The 17,915-nt window shown below is 39.4% G+C and carries 12 protein-coding genes, 1 tRNA gene and 1 pseudogene; 8 read left to right on the forward strand and 6 right to left on the reverse strand.

The annotated features are described in order from the left end of the window. Positions 1 to 29 precede the first annotated feature (29 nt). On the forward strand, positions 30 to 473 hold the full coding sequence (gene rplO / locus kam1_RS03810) for a 50S ribosomal protein L15 (protein ID WP_039721828.1): 444 nt from the start codon (positions 30 to 32) through the stop codon (positions 471 to 473). Positions 474 to 598: 125 nt separating this feature from the next. Then, positions 599 to 2,088, forward strand: a pseudogene (gene secY / locus kam1_RS03815) (preprotein translocase subunit SecY). Here secY and kam1_RS03820 read toward each other — a convergent pair. The 3 genes from kam1_RS03820 to kam1_RS03830 all read right to left on the reverse strand — a co-directional run bounded on the left by kam1_RS03820 (position 2,078) and on the right by kam1_RS03830 (position 5,776). Further along, on the reverse strand, positions 2,078 to 3,010 hold the full coding sequence (locus kam1_RS03820; RefSeq protein ID WP_235277499.1) for an HlyD family secretion protein: 933 nt from the start codon (positions 3,008 to 3,010) through the stop codon (positions 2,078 to 2,080). The pseudogene secY and the gene kam1_RS03820 sit on opposite strands and share 11 nt — an antisense overlap. Before the next feature lie 65 nt (positions 3,011 to 3,075). After that, positions 3,076 to 5,064, reverse strand: coding sequence for a GNA1162 family protein (locus tag kam1_RS03825; protein ID WP_172616753.1), 1,989 nt, complete (start codon positions 5,062 to 5,064; stop codon positions 3,076 to 3,078). A 79-nt stretch (positions 5,065 to 5,143) separates the two neighbouring features. Beyond that, positions 5,144 to 5,776, reverse strand: a complete 633-nt coding sequence (locus kam1_RS03830) for a 2OG-Fe(II) oxygenase family protein (RefSeq protein ID WP_039721875.1) — start codon at positions 5,774 to 5,776, stop codon at positions 5,144 to 5,146. A 136-nt stretch (positions 5,777 to 5,912) separates the two neighbouring features. Here kam1_RS03830 and kam1_RS03835 point away from each other — a divergent pair. The 3 genes from kam1_RS03835 to kam1_RS03845 all read left to right on the forward strand — a co-directional run bounded on the left by kam1_RS03835 (position 5,913) and on the right by kam1_RS03845 (position 9,479). Continuing rightward, a tRNA-Ser gene (locus tag kam1_RS03835) sits at positions 5,913 to 6,001 on the forward strand. Positions 6,002 to 6,607: 606 nt separating this feature from the next. Beyond that, positions 6,608 to 7,663: an NADH-quinone oxidoreductase subunit B family protein gene (locus tag kam1_RS03840; protein WP_039721825.1), complete on the forward strand. Its 1,056-nt coding sequence runs from the start codon at positions 6,608 to 6,610 to the stop codon at positions 7,661 to 7,663. Between the two features lies 1 nt (position 7,664). After that, the gene (locus kam1_RS03845; protein WP_039721824.1) at positions 7,665 to 9,479 is read left to right on the forward strand and encodes a nickel-dependent hydrogenase large subunit; all 1,815 of its coding nucleotides are present in this window, start codon (positions 7,665 to 7,667) and stop codon (positions 9,477 to 9,479) included. A 29-nt stretch (positions 9,480 to 9,508) separates the two neighbouring features. On the opposite strand, the gene kam1_RS03850 is transcribed toward kam1_RS03845, so the two are convergent. The 3 genes from kam1_RS03850 to kam1_RS03860 are packed head-to-tail and all read right to left on the reverse strand — an operon-like array spanning position 9,509 to position 11,933. After that, positions 9,509 to 10,060 carry a hydrogenase maturation protease gene (locus kam1_RS03850; RefSeq protein WP_052250513.1) on the reverse strand — a complete coding sequence of 184 codons (552 nt, stop codon included), beginning with the start codon at positions 10,058 to 10,060 and terminating at the stop codon, positions 9,509 to 9,511. Further along, complete coding sequence (locus tag kam1_RS03855; protein WP_039721823.1) at positions 10,057 to 11,301, reverse strand: hypothetical protein; 1,245 nt, start codon at positions 11,299 to 11,301, stop codon at positions 10,057 to 10,059. The genes kam1_RS03850 and kam1_RS03855 overlap by 4 nt, the downstream gene beginning before the upstream one ends. Continuing rightward, on the reverse strand, positions 11,298 to 11,933 hold the full coding sequence (locus kam1_RS03860) for a DUF6084 family protein (protein ID WP_052250512.1): 636 nt from the start codon (positions 11,931 to 11,933) through the stop codon (positions 11,298 to 11,300). Before kam1_RS03860 ends, kam1_RS03855 begins: the two co-directional genes overlap by 4 nt. Positions 11,934 to 11,999: 66 nt before the next feature. Here kam1_RS03860 and kam1_RS03865 point away from each other — a divergent pair, with 66 nt between their 5' ends. The 3 genes from kam1_RS03865 to kam1_RS03885 all read left to right on the forward strand — a co-directional run bounded on the left by kam1_RS03865 (position 12,000) and on the right by kam1_RS03885 (position 17,863). Beyond that, positions 12,000 to 14,837, forward strand: a complete 2,838-nt coding sequence (locus kam1_RS03865; RefSeq protein WP_143958265.1) for a HypC/HybG/HupF family hydrogenase formation chaperone — start codon at positions 12,000 to 12,002, stop codon at positions 14,835 to 14,837. 1,485 nt (positions 14,838 to 16,322) lie between these two features. Further along, a complete protein-coding gene (gene hypB / locus kam1_RS03880) occupies positions 16,323 to 17,108 on the forward strand; it encodes a hydrogenase nickel incorporation protein HypB (protein WP_052250511.1) in 786 nt (261 codons plus the stop codon). Between the two features lie 44 nt (positions 17,109 to 17,152). After that, positions 17,153 to 17,863 carry a nickel transporter gene (locus kam1_RS03885; protein WP_143958266.1) on the forward strand — a complete coding sequence of 237 codons (711 nt, stop codon included), beginning with the start codon at positions 17,153 to 17,155 and terminating at the stop codon, positions 17,861 to 17,863. Positions 17,864 to 17,915 lie beyond the last annotated feature (52 nt).

Below are 17,915 nucleotides of genomic sequence, written 5' to 3' on the forward strand. Positions count from 1 at the left end.
AATGAGAATGATTTTATAAGGAACGAGTTATGATGCTTAATGATATCAAGCCTGCAATAGGAGCCAAAAAGAGAAAAAAAAGGGTTGGCTGCGGCGAAAGTTCAGGTCATGGCAAAACTAGTGGCAAAGGGCATAAAGGCCAGAAAGCGCGTTCTGGGGGATCGATACGAATAGGTTTTGAAGGCGGTCAAATGCCACTTATCCGAAGAATCCCCAAAAGAGGATTTAATAATAAGCGGTTTCATATTCAGTATGCACCTGTTAATCTTAGCTCCATCGAGGGAATTACCGAGGAGATAATAGACGAAAACTTGTTAAGGAAATTGGGATTAGTCAAAGGCAGAGTTGACGGGATAAAGATATTAGGAAAAGGAGAAATTAGTAGAGCCTATGTTTTTAAAGTCCATGCCGTGAGTACTTCTGCAAAAGAAAAAATCGAAAAAGTAGGCGGTAAGATTGAATTGATTCAATAGGTTTTTATTCCATTATTATCTATAATCCGGAGGAATTGTCTAGAATGTTCTCGGGATAAAATGAATAAAAAACTGTGGAATTGTAAAATTCTTTAAAATTCTATTGATGAAAAGAAAAAGAGTCCATGCTGAACGCCTTTGTCAATATTTTTAAAATACCTGAACTAAGATCTAGAATCCTATTTACTTTGGGAGTTATCATAATTATAAGGCTTGGTTCAGCTATACCTTGTCCAGGAGTCAATCCTAATGTCCTAGGAGAATTTTTCCGGACCGTTGTTGACCAACAAGCTCAGGGGTCGGTTGTGGGGATGCTGAATCTTTTTAGTGGGGGAGCACTTGAAAATTGCGCCATTTTTTCCTTAAGCGTCATGCCTTATATAAGTGCAAGCATTATGATGCAACTGTTGACTACAGTTGTTCCGACTCTTGGCAAGCTGGCAAGAGAAGAAGGGGTAGGCAGAAATTAACCCAATATTCCAGGCTTTTAACCGTTCTATTATGTCTTTTCCAAGGATATTTACTTGCCATAGGTTTTGAAAATCCTGAAAGTATCCCTTTGCTTCATGGAATACACGGGATAATAGAAAAACTGGGAAGTCCGCTGGTTCCTGAACCAGGGTGGAGCTTTAGATTTATCACTATGATCAGTTTGACCACAGGGACATTATTGCTCATGTGGTTGGGGGAACAAATATCCGACAAAGGAATTGGTAATGGGGTTTCTTTGATTATCACCATAGGGATTCTAGCCAGATTGCCTGCGGGACTTGTTCAAGGATGGTCAAAACTAGTATCCCCCTCAAGCATTACCGCATCAAGTCCCTTTTTAATCGCACTGCTTCTCCTCTTTTTGTTTGGTGTCATTGCTGCAACAGTGGCAATGACTCAGGCTATGCGAAAAATCACTATTCATTATGCTAAGCAGGTACGGGGGAATCGGGTCTATGGTGGCCAGACTTCTTTTTTGCCTCTGAAAGTGAATTATGCAGGGGTGATGCCGATCATTTTTGCTCAGGCTATTCTGTTATTCCCATCGACTATAATAGGATTTGTAGTCCCCAATTCTGCTGTTGCTGCCAGGATTGCTAATTCTTTATCTGCTGGAGGTCTCTATTATGCCCTTTCAGTGGTTTTGATTTTCTTCTTTTCTTATTTTTGGGTGGCTACCCAATTCAATCCTGTGCAAATTGCTGATGATTTAAAAAAACATGGTGGCTTTATTCCTGGAATTAGACCGGGAGCACCAACCGCTGAGTTCCTTGACTACTCGATGACAAGATTGACCTTAGCGGGAGCTATTTTTTTATCTATTTTAGCTGTCTTACCTATGGTAGTTCAAAATCTTCTGGGCATCCCTGCGATCACAGCACAATTTTTTGGAGGTACAAGTTTGCTTATTGTTGTGGGAGTAATATTGGATACAATGCGCCAAGCCGAAACCTATTTACTTCAAAGAAATTACGATGGATTTCTTAGAAAGAAAAAGGTTGGGAAAGTGGCTGGAAGCCCAGTTGTAGCTAATGTTACAAAAGAAGGAACATTGGTGTGGATTTATACTTTTATTGGTATTCTTGTAATTGCTGGAATTACTGTGTCTCTGTTTAAAAAGTAGTGGTTGGTTGTGAGTTTTTAAAAATATTCTTTCTAAAAATCTTAACAAGGATGACAAAAGCAACAAGAGTTAGAAAAGAATATATTCCACTTAATATATAAACGGCTTTGCAGTCCTTTGTTTTTACCTCTACTGTTGCGGTCATCCAAGGGCCAATATTAGAAGCATCGAATTTTTGGTTCTCATCGAAAAGGATTTTGACTGGGATTCGTTGTGTAGTTTTCACATAATTAAGGGAAAGATCTTCCAAGGGATAAGGGCTAAAGGCTCCTTTGGTCCCTCTTTGCACACTATCAACATGTGCTCTGAACCATTTCTTAGGATAGGCATCGATTCTGACTTTAGCCTGTTGCCCTTGATGAATATTCTCTAATTGGTTCTCCTTAAAATTACCAATAATCCAGTAGTGGTTTCCAGAAATAATGGACAAAAGATACTGGCCCTCACTTACGTAGTCTCCTTCTTCAATACCTCGGGCTGTGATTTTTCCTTCTACTGGGCTATAGATATTGGTATAACCAAGAGAAAGGCTCTCTAGGCGCAAGATAGAACGAGTAATTACGTTAGTGGCTAAGGCTAGATCATAATTGAAGGCACTTAAAGCATTGATCACGCTTAGTTGGCGGATTCTTAACCATTCAGTTTGAGCAAGTTTTCTAATGGCATCGGCCACAGCTACTCTGGACATGTAATCTCTACTATCAATTTTTGCTAAAAGTTCTCCCTTTTTTACCTCCCAATTATCCTGAACAAGGAGTGTTTCAATGTAACCAGAAACCTTCGTGGCAATTCGAACAACATGGGCTGCTACATACGCATCTCTGGTTTTTTGATAACAACCTCTCTCTAAGAAATATTTCCAAAAAATGAATAATATCCCTTCTAAAAGAATGGAAGCCATGAGAATAATGAACAATGGCATTTTTTTTGTTAATTTCATAAGTAAGTAATTGCTTACTATACTATCAAACGAGCCATTGACTAGGATCAGATTTTGTTATCTTTTAATGCTAAAAAAGGATTTTTTCTTTTGCTTGAGGAATTTTCTAGAAATGAAATTTTATGGGCTTTATTTATTGGAACCTTTCGTGGCTCTTTTTCTTCAGAAATATTATCTTCCTTTGGGAAACTCAAAACCAATTCCCGTGATAATTCTTCTTCAGCCTGTCGTAATTTGTAATCGCGCATCATAGTGGTCATGGTAGTTACCCCTGCTATAGCCAGATCAATAGGAGTAATGGCTGGAATGAAACGATTAGAGGTTCTTGTGGCTTGTGTAGTAAAAAGTGTGATCCCAGAATGGGTAGATACAAGATTAAGTTTCGCCCCAACCCGCCATGCCGCCCATACGATGGAATAGAATCCTTCATAGTTCGTGACTTCCCCATAAATTAGACTGTCTACTGAAAGCCATCTGCCTAAAGTTTTTGCAGGAACTCTAAGTAGATCCTTCATAGTAGATAGACCATGAGATTTTAAAATTGTGTCTGTTTCGCCAATATTAAGAATGTCAAAATCCCTTTGTGCAAGATAGCATGCAATTGCTTTGCGTATTCTATTTCCTACTATCCATCTCCAATTTTCCTTTTGTTCCTTTGTTTTGGGGAAAAGTGGTATGCGATTTATAAGTAAGTTGCCTCCGGTTGCTTGATCTGAAAAAGGAAGGATAGCAATGGTACCGCACGTTTTACTGGAATAGCTGGGATGAACAATTACCTCAGGTTTTTGAATGTCCATTTCAATTAACCGATCAAACATGGTTTTTTTTCCATGTTGTTTTTCAGCAATTTCTGGCAGAAAGAAACTTTGTTGAGGGACGGAACTGAGAAGGTTTGATGGCAAGGCTAGTTCCTTTTTGTTATGGTGGTCCATCCTTGCTTCTTCTATTGGGGCAAGGGCAAAATCAGCTTTTTTAATCTGTTCTTTTGTTTCATTTTTTGTTTCTTTTTCTTTTCTGAATAGATGGGCAGAAAAGGTAGGATGATCCATTGTTATCGCATCATTCTGTGGAATATTTCCAAAAGAATGTCTCATAATAGGAGGCTGCTCACTTTTTTTATTAGCTAACAATTGACTGTTGGAATTTGAAGAATGGCCAAGAGATTCTTTTTTCTTTTTTTTTGCTTTAGTTTGATTTTCAGAAAGCTTTGTTTTTTCTGTTTGAGGAAAATAGGGCAATGGCCTTCTAGTTGGAATTCTGAAAACAATTTCTCTTGAAATATCTTCTTCTGCTCGCCTCAAGACCACATCTCTTAAATAGGTCCCATTGGCAATCATATTTAGAGCTAAGTCTGTTGGATTCAATCCAAAATCGAATCCTAATTGGTTTCTGGAGGCGGAAGAATAAAAGAGCTGATCACCTGTTTTTGTTGAGAGCATTTGGACATCTGTAGCAATACTGTAACCACAAATAATTCCCGCATAATAACTTTCATAATTTTTGACTATCCCGTATATCACTGCATCTACCTTAAGCCATGAGCCTAAAACTTCAGGAGATATCTTAGAAAGATCGGTGCTATTTTTGATTCCATGTTCTTTTAATACCGTATCGATCTTTTCTAACTTAATGGGATAATATTCTCTTTGAGCTAGGTTTCCGTAGATTAATTTTCTAACTCTTTGCGCTCTTGTCCACCGATATTGTTCTTTCCATTGAGGATTTCGATTAGTCACGGCAACTTTGTCTAGATAAAAATTCCCACTATCTTTGTCGACAAAAGGTAGAACAGCAATTGTTTTGGGAGGAAGTTCGTAAAATAAGGTACTTGTTTTACTTTTTATACGTCCAGGATCTATATCAACTACATGATCGTAAAGAGTTTTTCTCCCATGATTGGAAATGGAAGGTTCTTTTACAAAAAGTTTTTGTTCTTCGGGAGGAGTTCGAATACCAGAGCACCCAAAAAAAAGAAAAAAACGGCAAGGATGCAAATGGAATTGCGCATAGTTGGAAAGGTCGAATAATTTTGACATTAACTTATTGAAAAGCAAGAACAAAGAACAAATAGCTCTTGCTTGCGCAATTCAAAAATACTATTAAACAAAAAAGACTTTAACGTTTAATCGTAAAAGGCACTAGTTTTTTAAATAAACTGGAAAAATTGTGTCTTTCCAATTCCTTTTTCAATTTCTCTTGATCTGTTACCCAATTGAGCATAACCACTCTTCTTTCTCCTTCAAATGGCAAATGGCCATGATAAGAATTGTCGGATCTTTTGAAGATAATCAGTGAACCCCAATCTGGAGGCACTTCAGCTGCAAAATCATTGATATTTTTACTTCTTAACAGGCGTAATCTCCCTCCTTGAGGTTCCCATTCCTCATTCAAATAAATAAGTAGCGTAACGAGTTTCCATTCTGAATCAGTATGGATATTGCCATCTCTGTCTTTTGAACACCAACCTCTTACTGTTGTTAAAATGGGTCTATTTTGAAGATTGATTCTAAATTTTTCCTGAATGATTTCAGTCAGTTGCGGGCTTTCCAGTTCTTCTATAAAAGAAGCAAAGGCAGGACCATAATTTAACTCAGAGAGAGGGAAAACACCAGGTTTTTGGATTTTCGGAAAATCTGCAAGCAAAGTTTCTTTGGTTTCGATATTAACGAAACCTTTGACGATGACGTATTCAAAAGGATCCGTAATGACTGGTGCCGACGATAGCTTTTCTAATAAAAGGTATTTCATAGGCTTCATCTTCCTTGTTTCTTTTAAAGTTAAATTTTTTGAGTATTTAATGCTTCATTCTTTTTCGAAGTTTTTTTAAAGTTTAAGATAGTTGTTGTTAGTCTAAAAGCTTAAAATATAGTTTATGGATAAAATTGGAGCTGTGGCCGAGTGGCTGAAGGCAGCGGTTTGCTAAACCGCTAAGGGACCAAAATCCCTTCGAGGGTTCGAATCCCTCCGGCTCCGATGCCGTTTATTTTTTTAGATGGACTCAAAAAGTGAGCACTCTCTATATCAACACGCCTCTTTTTTTGTTCTCTTTCTTCTCTGTCCGTAGTCTTTGAGAACCTTTTGGTTGTATTTTAAATAATTGTAATTCTATTTATTCAGACAAATAAAAGCCAAAACGGGTATTGTACTTTTTTTTTCTTTCATTTAAAAAAATTCTAAGATTTTTTCTGCAAAAATTTCTGCAAAAAATTTTTTTGGCATATAGCACAAATAGCATTCCTGTGCAGGTCAAGTAAGGCGAACTGATTTAGGTTGTCAGGGAAAGGCAAAGCTTTTCAAAAGAATAAATATCAATTGACATAAAATCTCCTCAAGAATAAAATCAGAAACGGAAGTGAACGGTATGTGCGTCAAAAAAAGGAGAAATTCAAAGATGAAATTGTGGCGTTGTCTTTTTTAGTGTTGTTTGCGTGGGTGATCGTTGCAATTGTGATTCCGTCTTTTCCTGGGTTTGTTAGATATTTAAGAATACGACAAATGTGAAGCAGGAGAAAAAAAGAAAAGTTCGGCTACACGGGGCATATAGAAACCCAAGCCGAACGAACAGGAGAAAAAAAAGAAATGAACAATACTGAACAGTCTGTTCAATCAAAGGAGCTTGAGGTTCATATATTATGGATCAATGCTGGACTTTCTTGTGACGGAGACTCTGTTGCCTTGACTGCTGCTAGCCAGCCTTCCATAGAAGACTTAGTGCTTGGGGTATTCCCGGCTCTTCCTAAAGTACAGTTTCATTGGCCGCTTATAGATTATCACACGGGCGATGATTTTATCGAATGGTTTTTTAAAGCGGACCGTGGGGAAGTTGACCCCTTTATTTTAGTGGTTGAGGGTTCCATTCCGAACGAAAAAATAAAGGCTGAGGGATACTGGGCTGGATTTGGAAATGATCCTTCCACCGGTCAACCCATGACGACCAGCCAATGGATTGATCGGTTGGCTCCTAAGGCATGGGCGGTTGTTGCTGCGGGAACCTGTGCGACCTATGGTGGAGTTCATGCGATGGCTGGCAATCCGACAGGGGCGATGGGTCTTCCAGACTATCTAGGATGGGAGTGGAAATCGAAGGCAGGAATTCCTATTGTTTGTGTCCCCGGCTGTCCTATCCAGCCCGATAATCTTTCTGAAACTTTTCTTTATCTCCTTTATCAAGCTGCTGGGAAAGCACCAATGATCCCTCTTGATGAAAACCTGCGACCTAGTTGGCTTTTTGAACAAACCGTTCATGAAGGCTGTGATCGGGGAGGGTATTATGAGCAAGGACAATTTGTTAACGAGTATGGGGAAAAGGAATGTCTAGTAAAGGTTGGTTGTTGGGGGCCGGTGGTAAAGTGCAATGTACCAAAGAGAGGATGGATAGGGGGTATTGGAGGATGTCCTAATGTCGGAGGGATTTGCATTGGATGCACCATGCCCGGGTTCCCAGATAAATTTATGCCTTTTATGGATGAGCCTCCTGGGGGAATGGTCTCTTCAATGATAAGTGGAAATTATGGAAAGCTTATTCGGAAGCTTCGTTCGATAACGGAACACACCGTTGAAAAAGAACCAAAGTGGAGACACAATCGCCAAGAACTGACGACTGGTTATAAGCCTCATTGGCAACAAGGAGCATGATATGGCTGATACAAAAACTACAGAGTTTGAAGCAGAAGTCTCTTCCAAAGGAAATTCCCGGATTGTGGAAATGTCTTGGGATCCTATTACCCGGATTGTGGGTAGCTTAGGAATTTATACGAAAATAGATTTTTCTCAAAGGAAAGTAGTGGAGTGTTTTAGTACCTCTTCGATATTTCGTGGCTACAGCATCTTTATGAAGGGGAAAGATCCTCGAGATGCCCACTTTATCACTAGTCGTATTTGTGGGATTTGTGGCGACAATCATGCTGCTTGTTCAGTTTACAATCAAAACATGGCTTTCAAAGTCAGACCACCGCATCTTGGAGAATGGATCTGTAACTTGGGCGAAGCAGCTGAGTATATGTTTGATCATTGTATTTTTCAAGAGAATCTAGTGGCTGTGGATTTTTGCGAAAAAATGGTCAAGGAAACCAATCCTGGAGTATGGGAAAAAGCCACGCGGACAGAAGCCCCCAATGGTCATATTCATGGGTATAAGACGATTGCTGACATTATGCGAGCTTTCAATCCCATTGAAGGAGAGTTTTATCGCGAGGCTTTATTGATGAGCCGTGTCACTAGAGAAATGTTCTGTTTAATGGAGGGAAGGCATGTTCATCCTTCTACTTTGTATGCTGGTGGGGTTGGAACTGTTCCCTCGGTACAGCTTTTTACTGATTATTTAACAAGATTGATGAAATACATAGACTGGGTGAAGAAAGCTGTACCCATGCATGACGATGTATTTAACTTTTTTTATCAAGCTCTCCCTGGTTATGAAGAAGTAGGTAAAAGGCGAATCTTACTTGGGTGTTGGAGTTCGCTGCCAGATCCTGAGTTTTGTGATTTTCGGTATGAAACGATGACTGATTGGGCCAGAAAATCTTTCGTAACTCCAGGAATTGTGGTAGATGGGAAGCTTTTGACTACAGATTTGGTAGAAATTAACTTGGGAATCCGAATATTGCTGGGGAGTTCCTATTATGACGACTGGGTGGAAAGCAATGGACATTATAGGGTAACACGAGATCCTTTAGGGAATCCTGTTGACCCAAGGCATCCTTGGAATGTGGACACTTTGCCTAAACCTCAAAAAAGGGATTTTAAAGGCAAATATAGTTGGGTAATGTCTCCTCGATGGTTTGACAAGCACAACTATTTAGCTTTAGATACGGGAGGAGGTCCATTGGCTCGTCTTTGGGTTACTGCTCTGGCCGGTTTAGTAAAGACTCCTTATGTCGAAGCTACAGGTAATTCGGTGAAGATCCATTTACCCAAAACAGCTGCGCGGGGACCACTGAGTCTAGAATGGAAAGTTCCTCAATGGTCTAACACGATTGAAAGGGACCGAGCTCGAAGTTATTTCCAAGCCTATGCAGCGGGTTTAGGGCTATATTTCGTTGAAAAAGCCTTAGAAGAGGTTCGAAAAGGGCATACAAAAACGTGGACACCTTTTGAAGTGCCAAAGGAAGCAATCAGTTGCGGATTTACTGAAGCGGTTCGGGGGGTCCTTTCTCATCATATGATTATAGAAAATGGGAAGATTGCCAACTATCAACCTTGGCCGCCAACTCCTTGGAATGCCAATCCCCGGGATATCTATGGGACACCTGGTCCTTATGAAGATGCAGTTCAGAATACACCGATTTTTGAGGAGAATAGTGAAGAGCATTTCAAGGGAATAGATATTATGCGAACTGTCCGAAGCTTCGATCCTTGTCTGCCTTGTGGAGTGCATATGTATTTACCAAAAGGGAAAGTTGTTGAAGCTTATCATTCACCCACTTTTGCAGCGACTCAGTGGAAAAAGTAAAAAGTAATGGAAGTCCACCGAACTACTAGTTAGGTGAAGGATGAATTCTTTTCGATGTAAAAATTATCTTCTTGAGAAAAAAATTTAGCCCAAAAATCTTTTGTTGGAATGCAAGATTGATCAACCAACAAACTCTCAATAGCCTTGCTTAAAACATTTGCTGTTTGACTAACAGCTTGTTGAACACAAGCAGAAAGACCGATCTTTTCTTCAATTGTTTCTGGTTCGCATCCAATCAGATAGGTCTGTTGGGGAATGGATCCAAATTGGCCAGCAAATCTTAACACCGAAGGAATATCCATTTGATGAGGATGAAAAGATGAGTTGGAAGAACAATCTTCGGGGTGGAGCAGATAGATTTGGCCTGGAAGATTGCCTAAATAGACGGCATCAATAATGACGGACCAATCGTAACCATTGGTCAGTTCAAATGCCAGGTCAACTGTCCGAATGCCAAAATCTATGATAGAGAGGGACTCCGATGGATGATAGTAGATTTTTTTTAATGACCGGATCACTTCTACTCCAAATCCATCGTCTCCAAAAAAAATATTCCCGACTCCTCCTATTAATCCTTTCATAAAGGCAGGATTTCGTTAGGCTTAAAATAAAGAAATCGGCCATACCATCGGAATACTTCTGCTCCAGGATCCTCTACTAAAGTCACCCCGATGAAATAGTTTCCTTCGACATCCTTTCGAATTTCTTCCACTCGTGCTATTTTTTGGTTGTAAAAAAGATCGCATGCATCCGCCCTGCCTTGAGGTTGAAGTTTGACCAGGCTGCCAGTTTTGACCAGTTTGTTCTCAATACACAGCGATTCGATGTAGTCTTCTGAAACCTCTTCCATTTTTCGAATAGTTCCATGGAGCTCTGTCAGAGAACGAATATTAAAATCCGACCATCGCTCAATTAATTCATTAGCCTTTGGATCGGTAGCTTTTGCCCATTGTTTTTCTTCGGGAGTTAGGCATAGTGTGCTTAGTGCAAGAAGTTCTTCGATTTCTGTGGCATCAAAGTCCTGGCCATGGCTTTCAGGAGCAAGCTTAGGATAATCTTCAATAATAATGGGAGAAACCAGTAGGAGTTGATCAGTTAGAAGAATTGGCCATAGTCCTTGGTTTTTAAGAGCTTGGACTTGATTGTGAAGAGCAGCAGGAGGATTAGCTAATGAAATGAATTTCCCGGTAGAAAGCTGGCAAAGAATGTTTACGGAAAGAAAAGCGTGTTTGAGGAGGATCTCTCTTTTTGAAGCCAAAGAAGAATTGAGGACTTTAAGGTTGTGCCATTGGATTTTCAGAAGACAATACTGGTCGATTTGCCTTGAAAAAAGCTGGACCAGTCCTTGTAAGGTTTCTGAGGATCTCATAATTCTGCCAGAAGAAAATTCTTCGTAAACTTTTTTTGCTGGTATTTCCATGGGTAGTTGTTCCCCACCCCTGGAAAAACCGTTTAGAGGGAAGCAGAAGCAATATTCGTGTTCAATCGCTTCATCCCAAGGAATCAATAATTTTTTGCCTTCTTGAAGTTGATCAACAGAAACAAATTGATCCTCTTGTTTTTTTTCTACTGTTCTACTTTGAAGTTGAAGGAATCGAAGATATAGAGTCAATGTTGAAGACTGTGGGGCTTCAATAAGGATGTGAGCGGAGGCAGAATATGGTTCCTGTTGGAATTGAGGATCAGAGAGTTGTGGCATCAGAACCCCAAACTGAAAGCGGGTTGCCGGGTTGTTTTTTAAAGCATTGGCTCGATAAGGCCATAGAATGTAGCCTTCGTAGAGAAGAGTTTGAGATAAAAGACGGGCTTGTTCTATTGTCAAACTATTCTCCTTGTTTCAGTTTGTTCTTTATCTAATAGCCTTTCTAAGGCCGTTTGCGGCGAAGGAAGTCCATGGGATAATTGATAATCCTGAAGTCTTTTATAAAGGCTATGATCCAATCGGATCCAAAGGGAATCTGGATAGTATCTAAAAATTGTTTCTTTCCAGATTTCGTAGGGCATCAGATAGCTGCATTCAGAGCTCCAAGGAATAGATCGGACTGATATTTTGTCTTCAGTTAAAAGATAACAAATTCCATTGAAAAAAAATTTTAAAAAGATTTCTCCTCCTTCAAGCGAGGAAAAATAATACCATATAGCCGATTCATGATCATCTCTAATCTCAATCGGTAGATCTATAGTCTGGATCGAATCGGTCCGATTTAAAAGCAGCATCTTTTCACACCACACAATATTATTGATCGATTCGGGTGGACCAAAACGACGCTCTATCCTTTTTAGTTCCGACAAACTGTAATCTTTGATTTTCGGATCTATCATAACTCGTACTTGCAAAAGAGCTGAATCAAGACGTTCTTTTCCAAGATAATGCACTTGGACTAAAAAATTTAGCGTAGGAGACAAACATTGCGTTTTAGGATGAGCATTTAGGATTTCAAAATGAAGGTACACTGTTGGTTTAATTTTTCTTATAGTTTACTATATTGATATTCTTTCAAGATATTATTCTACTGGAAGATGAGATTTATAAAAGAGTTTTATCCTGGAAATTGTCCTTTTTTTGCTCAAGTTCTTTCCATTACTTATGATCCTGTTCAAAAGGATCTGGTTGGCTGGGTTCAGTGTGGAGATACAAAAAGCAGGATTAACTTTTCTTTTATACCCGAAATCCAGGTAGGTGATTGGGTTATTGTACAGTTTGGTTTTGCCAAAACCAAAGTGGATTTCTCTAAGTTTTCTGCATACGAAATTCTTTTGCTTAGAAAACTAGCCACCTTTTTAGGTGAAGAGTCTTGGATTGAAGCGGAAGCTTGTTGTTATGGATCTTTCTCATTGGATCCTCTGCCCCCTTTCTTTTTTTGCTTGGTTTTTTTAATCTTTCTTTTCTTTAAGCTGGCAATTCATTTTGAGTCTGTTGCTTGGGCACAAGTAGTGGATGATCCGATCGACGGGGCCATAGAAAAGCATTCAAAAGATTCAAATGAACATCCAGGAAGCATTCCGACTATTTCACTACCTGAAGTTACCGTCAGCGCTCAGACTGCTCCTTCCGAGCCTACTATTTTGCCTACCAGCCGACAGATTTCTTCTTATGGTCCTGAAATGAACATCATAGAAATTCCTCGCGATATTCGTCCTGTAAGTCAAGAGGAGATGAAAACGGTCATGGCTTTAACTGTTAATGATTTAGCCGCGTTTAGCCCTTCGATAAATCCTACCCAAGCGACGGGTAATATTGTTAGTGAACCTGTCATCCGAGGCCTACCAGGAACTGTATTTCGTAATGGAATGTTAGTGGGCTTCTCCAGTGGGGGGAATTGGGGTCCTTTAATGAACATGATGGCTTATGATTCTTTGGATATAGTGACTGGTCCAGTAAGTATTATATTCGGCCCTCAAGAATTTGCTGGGGGTTATGTTAATGAGCTAACTAAACAGCCTTACTTTGATCGGTTTCATGGCAATGCTTCCTATACTTTTGGCATGTATGGGGATAGCTTTTGGAATGTAGATTTAGGAGGTCCAGTCGGGAAAACCAAAAAAGCCGCTTTCAGAATAGATTATTTTGGGCAGGATGGTTATGCACCATTTAATTACTACGATGGGGCATATATGCAAAGGGAGGCTTTCTATTTGGCTTTTAGTGCCCATCCATGGGAAAATCTTTGGATCGACTGTAATGGAGAAGTGGATCTCAATAATTTTGTTCCTTATGCAGGACTTAATCGACCTACTGCGGCTCTTATCCATGATGGGCTTTACCAGACAGGAAGTTGGATTGGATCAATAGGTCCCACAGGAGCTTTTATTCCCGGTCATGTCACCCCGCCTCCTTCTGGAGGATACGTGATAGATTTTGGGCCTGAAGTTCCGATTAGCGGTAGAAACAATATCTTCAATAGTCCTTTGAATTTTACACTTCAAACCTATGGAGTGTTTCAACCGATTATCCGGTTGGAGATTAACGATCGGCTGCGGATTGTTAATAACCTGATGATCGAGTATTTCCGAACGGAAATTGGCCAACCGGTGCCCATGGACACCTGGGCTTTCCTGCCTTATGGCTATAATGTAGCCGATCGTCTCGAAGTCATAACTACCTTGGAAGACAATAAAATCAAACAACTGATTGATTCTGGGATGGCTTTTAGATTTTTATCCGATCTGGAATACTTTGGAACATGGCATGGCCCTGCAAATCAGGTGGATATGACCAGGCCTTTTAGTGGAGGGCAGGATGATCCTCCTCTTGTTTCTTATGCTACGGCAGTTGCCTATGGTAATCCATTTTTAACAGACATTCCTATTCCTGGATTTCCTGGAGGTTTTTTTAATGTTGATAATTTTCTTTCTACTCAATGTCGTTTTTTTGAAATTTCTCCTTTTTTTCAAGATCAAATTCAGATTGGTAACAAGTTTTCTATGCTTTTTGGTGGAAGGATGGATTTTTACCATGTTGATGCTAGTCCACCAGATGGAACGCCAGCCATTCTTCTTGAACCTTTTGAACCCTACGACCGTACTCAATTGACAGCCATATTACCACAGTTAACTTTCAGCTCTACCTACAGACCTTTTCCGTGGATGAGTCTTTATGCAACAGGCTTTTTTGGACAGACTACTGCTCAATCACAATTTGGAGCTTTTGCTCCAGAATTCACTGGATCTTATTACCATCAGCTTAATGAGCTAGAGGAAATTGGTGTCAAATGCAATTTATTGAACAATCGATTATTCTTAGCTCTTTCTGTCTATAATCAGACGGGTTTTGTTCCGGCTTTTGTTTTACCTAGCGGAATAACCCCAACAGTTTCAGCTACGGTCAGAGGCTTTCAGATTCAAGGCAGTTACCAACCCAGCAAACACTGGTGGATCAACTTCGGATACAATCATATCGATGGTTTTGAAAACTGGGCTTCGGATCCTACCGGACCAACAGTTAACCAACCCTATTCTACCCGTGTGGCAGCATTGTACCATTTGCCTGTTGATCCTATTGTTTCTCTGGCTCCTGGCCTTTATCCTTTCCCAGGATTTCCTTCCAACTATGCTAATTGGATGGCAACATACAAAATGGATAATGGATTTGGTATTTCGCTATGGGTCATTGCGGAAACAGGTCAGTGGTTGGGATTTAATTATGCTTTACGCACCCCTTCATGGTATACGCTTAATGGTAGATTGTTTTATACAGCAAAAAGATGGGAAGCTAGTCTTTGGATTTATAATCTGACCAACAACCATTATTGGCTGGCAGGAGGAGCTGGATTTACTTCAGCTGCAAGTTTAGATTATGATTATGCCGCTTTGCAAATGCCTTTTTGGATTCAGGCAACTTTGCAAATCTTTTTTTAAGAATCATTGTCATTTCTAGAAAAATTTGGGCACTCTAGTTAAATATGAGAGTCTGACTTTATTAGTTTATCATTTGTTTCACAAATTATCTGTGGAAACCCAAAATAATGAGTGTGTTTCCTGAAAGAAATCTTTAAATAGTTATTTTTTTTTTGTAAAATACTTCTCGATTGATCAAGATTTTGATGGAAAATAAAGAAGGCGAGACTTCAGAAAGAAAAGAGCCATTTTGGGATGTTAGTCTACTTGTTCTGCACTTTTTCAAATTTTTGGAATCGGAGCTAAACTATTTTGGTAGTAAGGCTTGGGCTTTTCTTATTCTTCTCTTAATCAGTTTAATTTTTATTATATTTTCTGTAATTTCTTTTCTTGTTGGATTTCTCTATGGAATATGTGGAGTCTTTGTCTTCTTTTTAGTGCAGGATTAGGAAAAATTGGAGGAGCATTTCTTTGCGGCGCCTTCTTAATGTTATTGTCTGGATTTTTTTATGGACCATACGAAAAATAGCTCAAAGAATGTTAAAATAAGGCTAGAAGAAGCTCAAACTCGCTTCTTGGAATCATTAAAGCGTGTTAGTAAAAACTTACCTGATGAATACATCCTTTTGATCAGTTTGATCATAGGAATTATTATAGGACTTCTCTTATATTCTCTTAGGTGGATTCTTTCCAAAATAATCCGAATCGGTTTCTTCTATTATATTTTTCAACAATTATGGAATATAATAGTGAAAGATAGTCACAAAACGGATTCCAAGACATCACCAGAGGCTTCTAAAGGTCCATCCAAGGAGAAGGAATCGCCAGCAGCTAGTTAACGCCGTTTTTTTTCTTTATTACGTTTTCACGAATAGCCCTATAGTGAGTAATCAGTTTTTCTTAAGAATACCTAAAAACTTTTAGAACTGTTTTTTAACAATATTGAATCTAAACTTTTATAATTCATTGATGATGTGGTGACTAGAACATGTTTTTCTGATGGCGTAATGAAATTGCTCGAGCAAAAATTAGAAGTCATTAGTTTTATGTGAACTTTGATTTATCGGTGGATTGACTGATCGATCCATCACTTCAGGCAAAATATTGTGAGAAAATGTGCCATTGGCAAAGTGTTCTTCGAGAACGGTTGAATTAGATTGAAGAGTATATTTTCCAGCTTGATGTTGCCTATGGATGAGGAGCAACACTTTCAGAATGATGGAAGCCAGTTCTCCAAAAACTGAAGAAAAAAAGAGCGCTGAGTTTATTTAGAAGGTAAGGTTGTTCTTCGACAATTGATTTGAAAGAAGCTAAAGAGCTGAAAATCTCTAGGTCTTTTTCACTTGTTTTTTAGCTTCTGCCCTGAATCCTTAGAAGGATATAAAGCTTGGGTGTGGCCATCAAAATCTCCATAGCCACAAATTTCACTTTAGAAAAAAAGAAAATGACCTATACTTTATACTCATATTCTAAACAACTATTGTTTATTGCGGGGAGGATAGACTTATGTGCGAACATTGCGGTTGTCAGCCTGCTTCTCATCAATCAGCTCAGTCAGTAAACCACCATCCGGAGATAATCCATGCTCACCATGATCATAATGATCACAAAGAGAATAAGGCTGAGAAACCAAGAGAGAAGGTAAAACTTCAAATGGATGTTCTTGAAAAAAACAGCCGATTTGCAAAGGCGAACCGCTCTTTGTTTTCTGCCCAGAAAATTTTGGCTCTAAATGTAATTTCAAGCCCAGGTTCAGGAAAAACCTCTCTTTTAGTGAAAACCATTGAGGCCTTTCAAGGGAAATTCCCTCAAGGGGTTATTGAAGGGGATCAGCAGAGTGAAATAGACGCCCAAAGGATTCGGCAGACCGGTGTCGAAGCGGTACAAATCCAAACAGGTAAAGGTTGTCATTTGGATGCCCATTCCATTGGTCATGCTCTAGAAGAGATCCATTTACCTTCAGAGGGGATCTTATGGATAGAGAACGTAGGCAATTTGATTTGTCCTGCTCTTTTCGATCTAGGTGAAACAAAAAGAGTATTGCTTTTGTCTGTAGCTGAAGGAGATGATAAACCCCTTAAATATCCTGAAGCTTTTTATGGAGCTGATTTATTGGTTTTGACCAAGATCGACTTACTCCCTTATGTCGACTTTTCGGTGGAAAAATGTATGGATGGTCTTCGAAGGATTCGTCCAGGAATGGAAGTTGTTGGTTTATCAGCAAAAACAGGAGAAGGAATAGAAAAGTGGTTGCATTGGGTTAGTCAACAATTGGCCACTGTTAGAGGATAAGTATCTATCTGTTGAATTTTTACCAGTTCGATAAGAGGCGTTTCGTGGATTTATCCCCAGAACTTGTTTTGATTACTGGCCTAGTTGCAGGATTCATTCATGCTTTAACGGGACCAGATCATTTGAGCGCCATTGCTCCCTTGGCTATTGAAAGTAGGAAGGCAGCCTGGAAAATTGGTTTGTTCTGGGGACTAGGACATAGCGGAGGAATCTGGATTTTAGCAGTTATTTTATTTTTTTTTCGTAACCTCTTCCCGATCGCTCAGCTTTCACGGTGGTCGGAAAAAGCGGTTGGGATTGTCTTGATTGGGATAGGGATTTGGAGCATTCGCCGGGTCTTTCAAAAGAAAATTCATATCCATAGCCATCATCATGATGGGATAGAACATTGTCATATTCATTACCACGAAGAAACTCCGGCTGTCTCCTCTACTTCCCCTTTACACGAGCATAGCCCACATTATCATACGCATGCATCATTAGGGATAGGGTTACTGCATGGTGTTGCGGGATCCAACCATTTTCTCGGAGCCCTTCCCGTTTTGGCATTTCCCACTCAAACACTTGCAGCTCTTTATGTTTTAGGTTTTGGGTTAGGAGCTATACTGGGAATGATCGTTTTTTCATTCTTTTTATCCAGGATGGTTTTTAGTCGACTATTAGATACGAAAAGGAAAGGGAAATGGTTAAATATCTGTTTTGGCAGCTTGGCTATAGGAGTGGGTTTGTTCTGGTTGTTTGGAGGAGGAGAGTGAAGATAAAAAACTCAGCTTTTTAATTAACACCTTAGCTGATGTCAAAGCATCT

The organism is Methylacidiphilum kamchatkense Kam1 (assembly GCF_007475525.1).
Lineage (GTDB): Bacteria > Verrucomicrobiota > Verrucomicrobiia > Methylacidiphilales > Methylacidiphilaceae > Methylacidiphilum > Methylacidiphilum kamchatkense.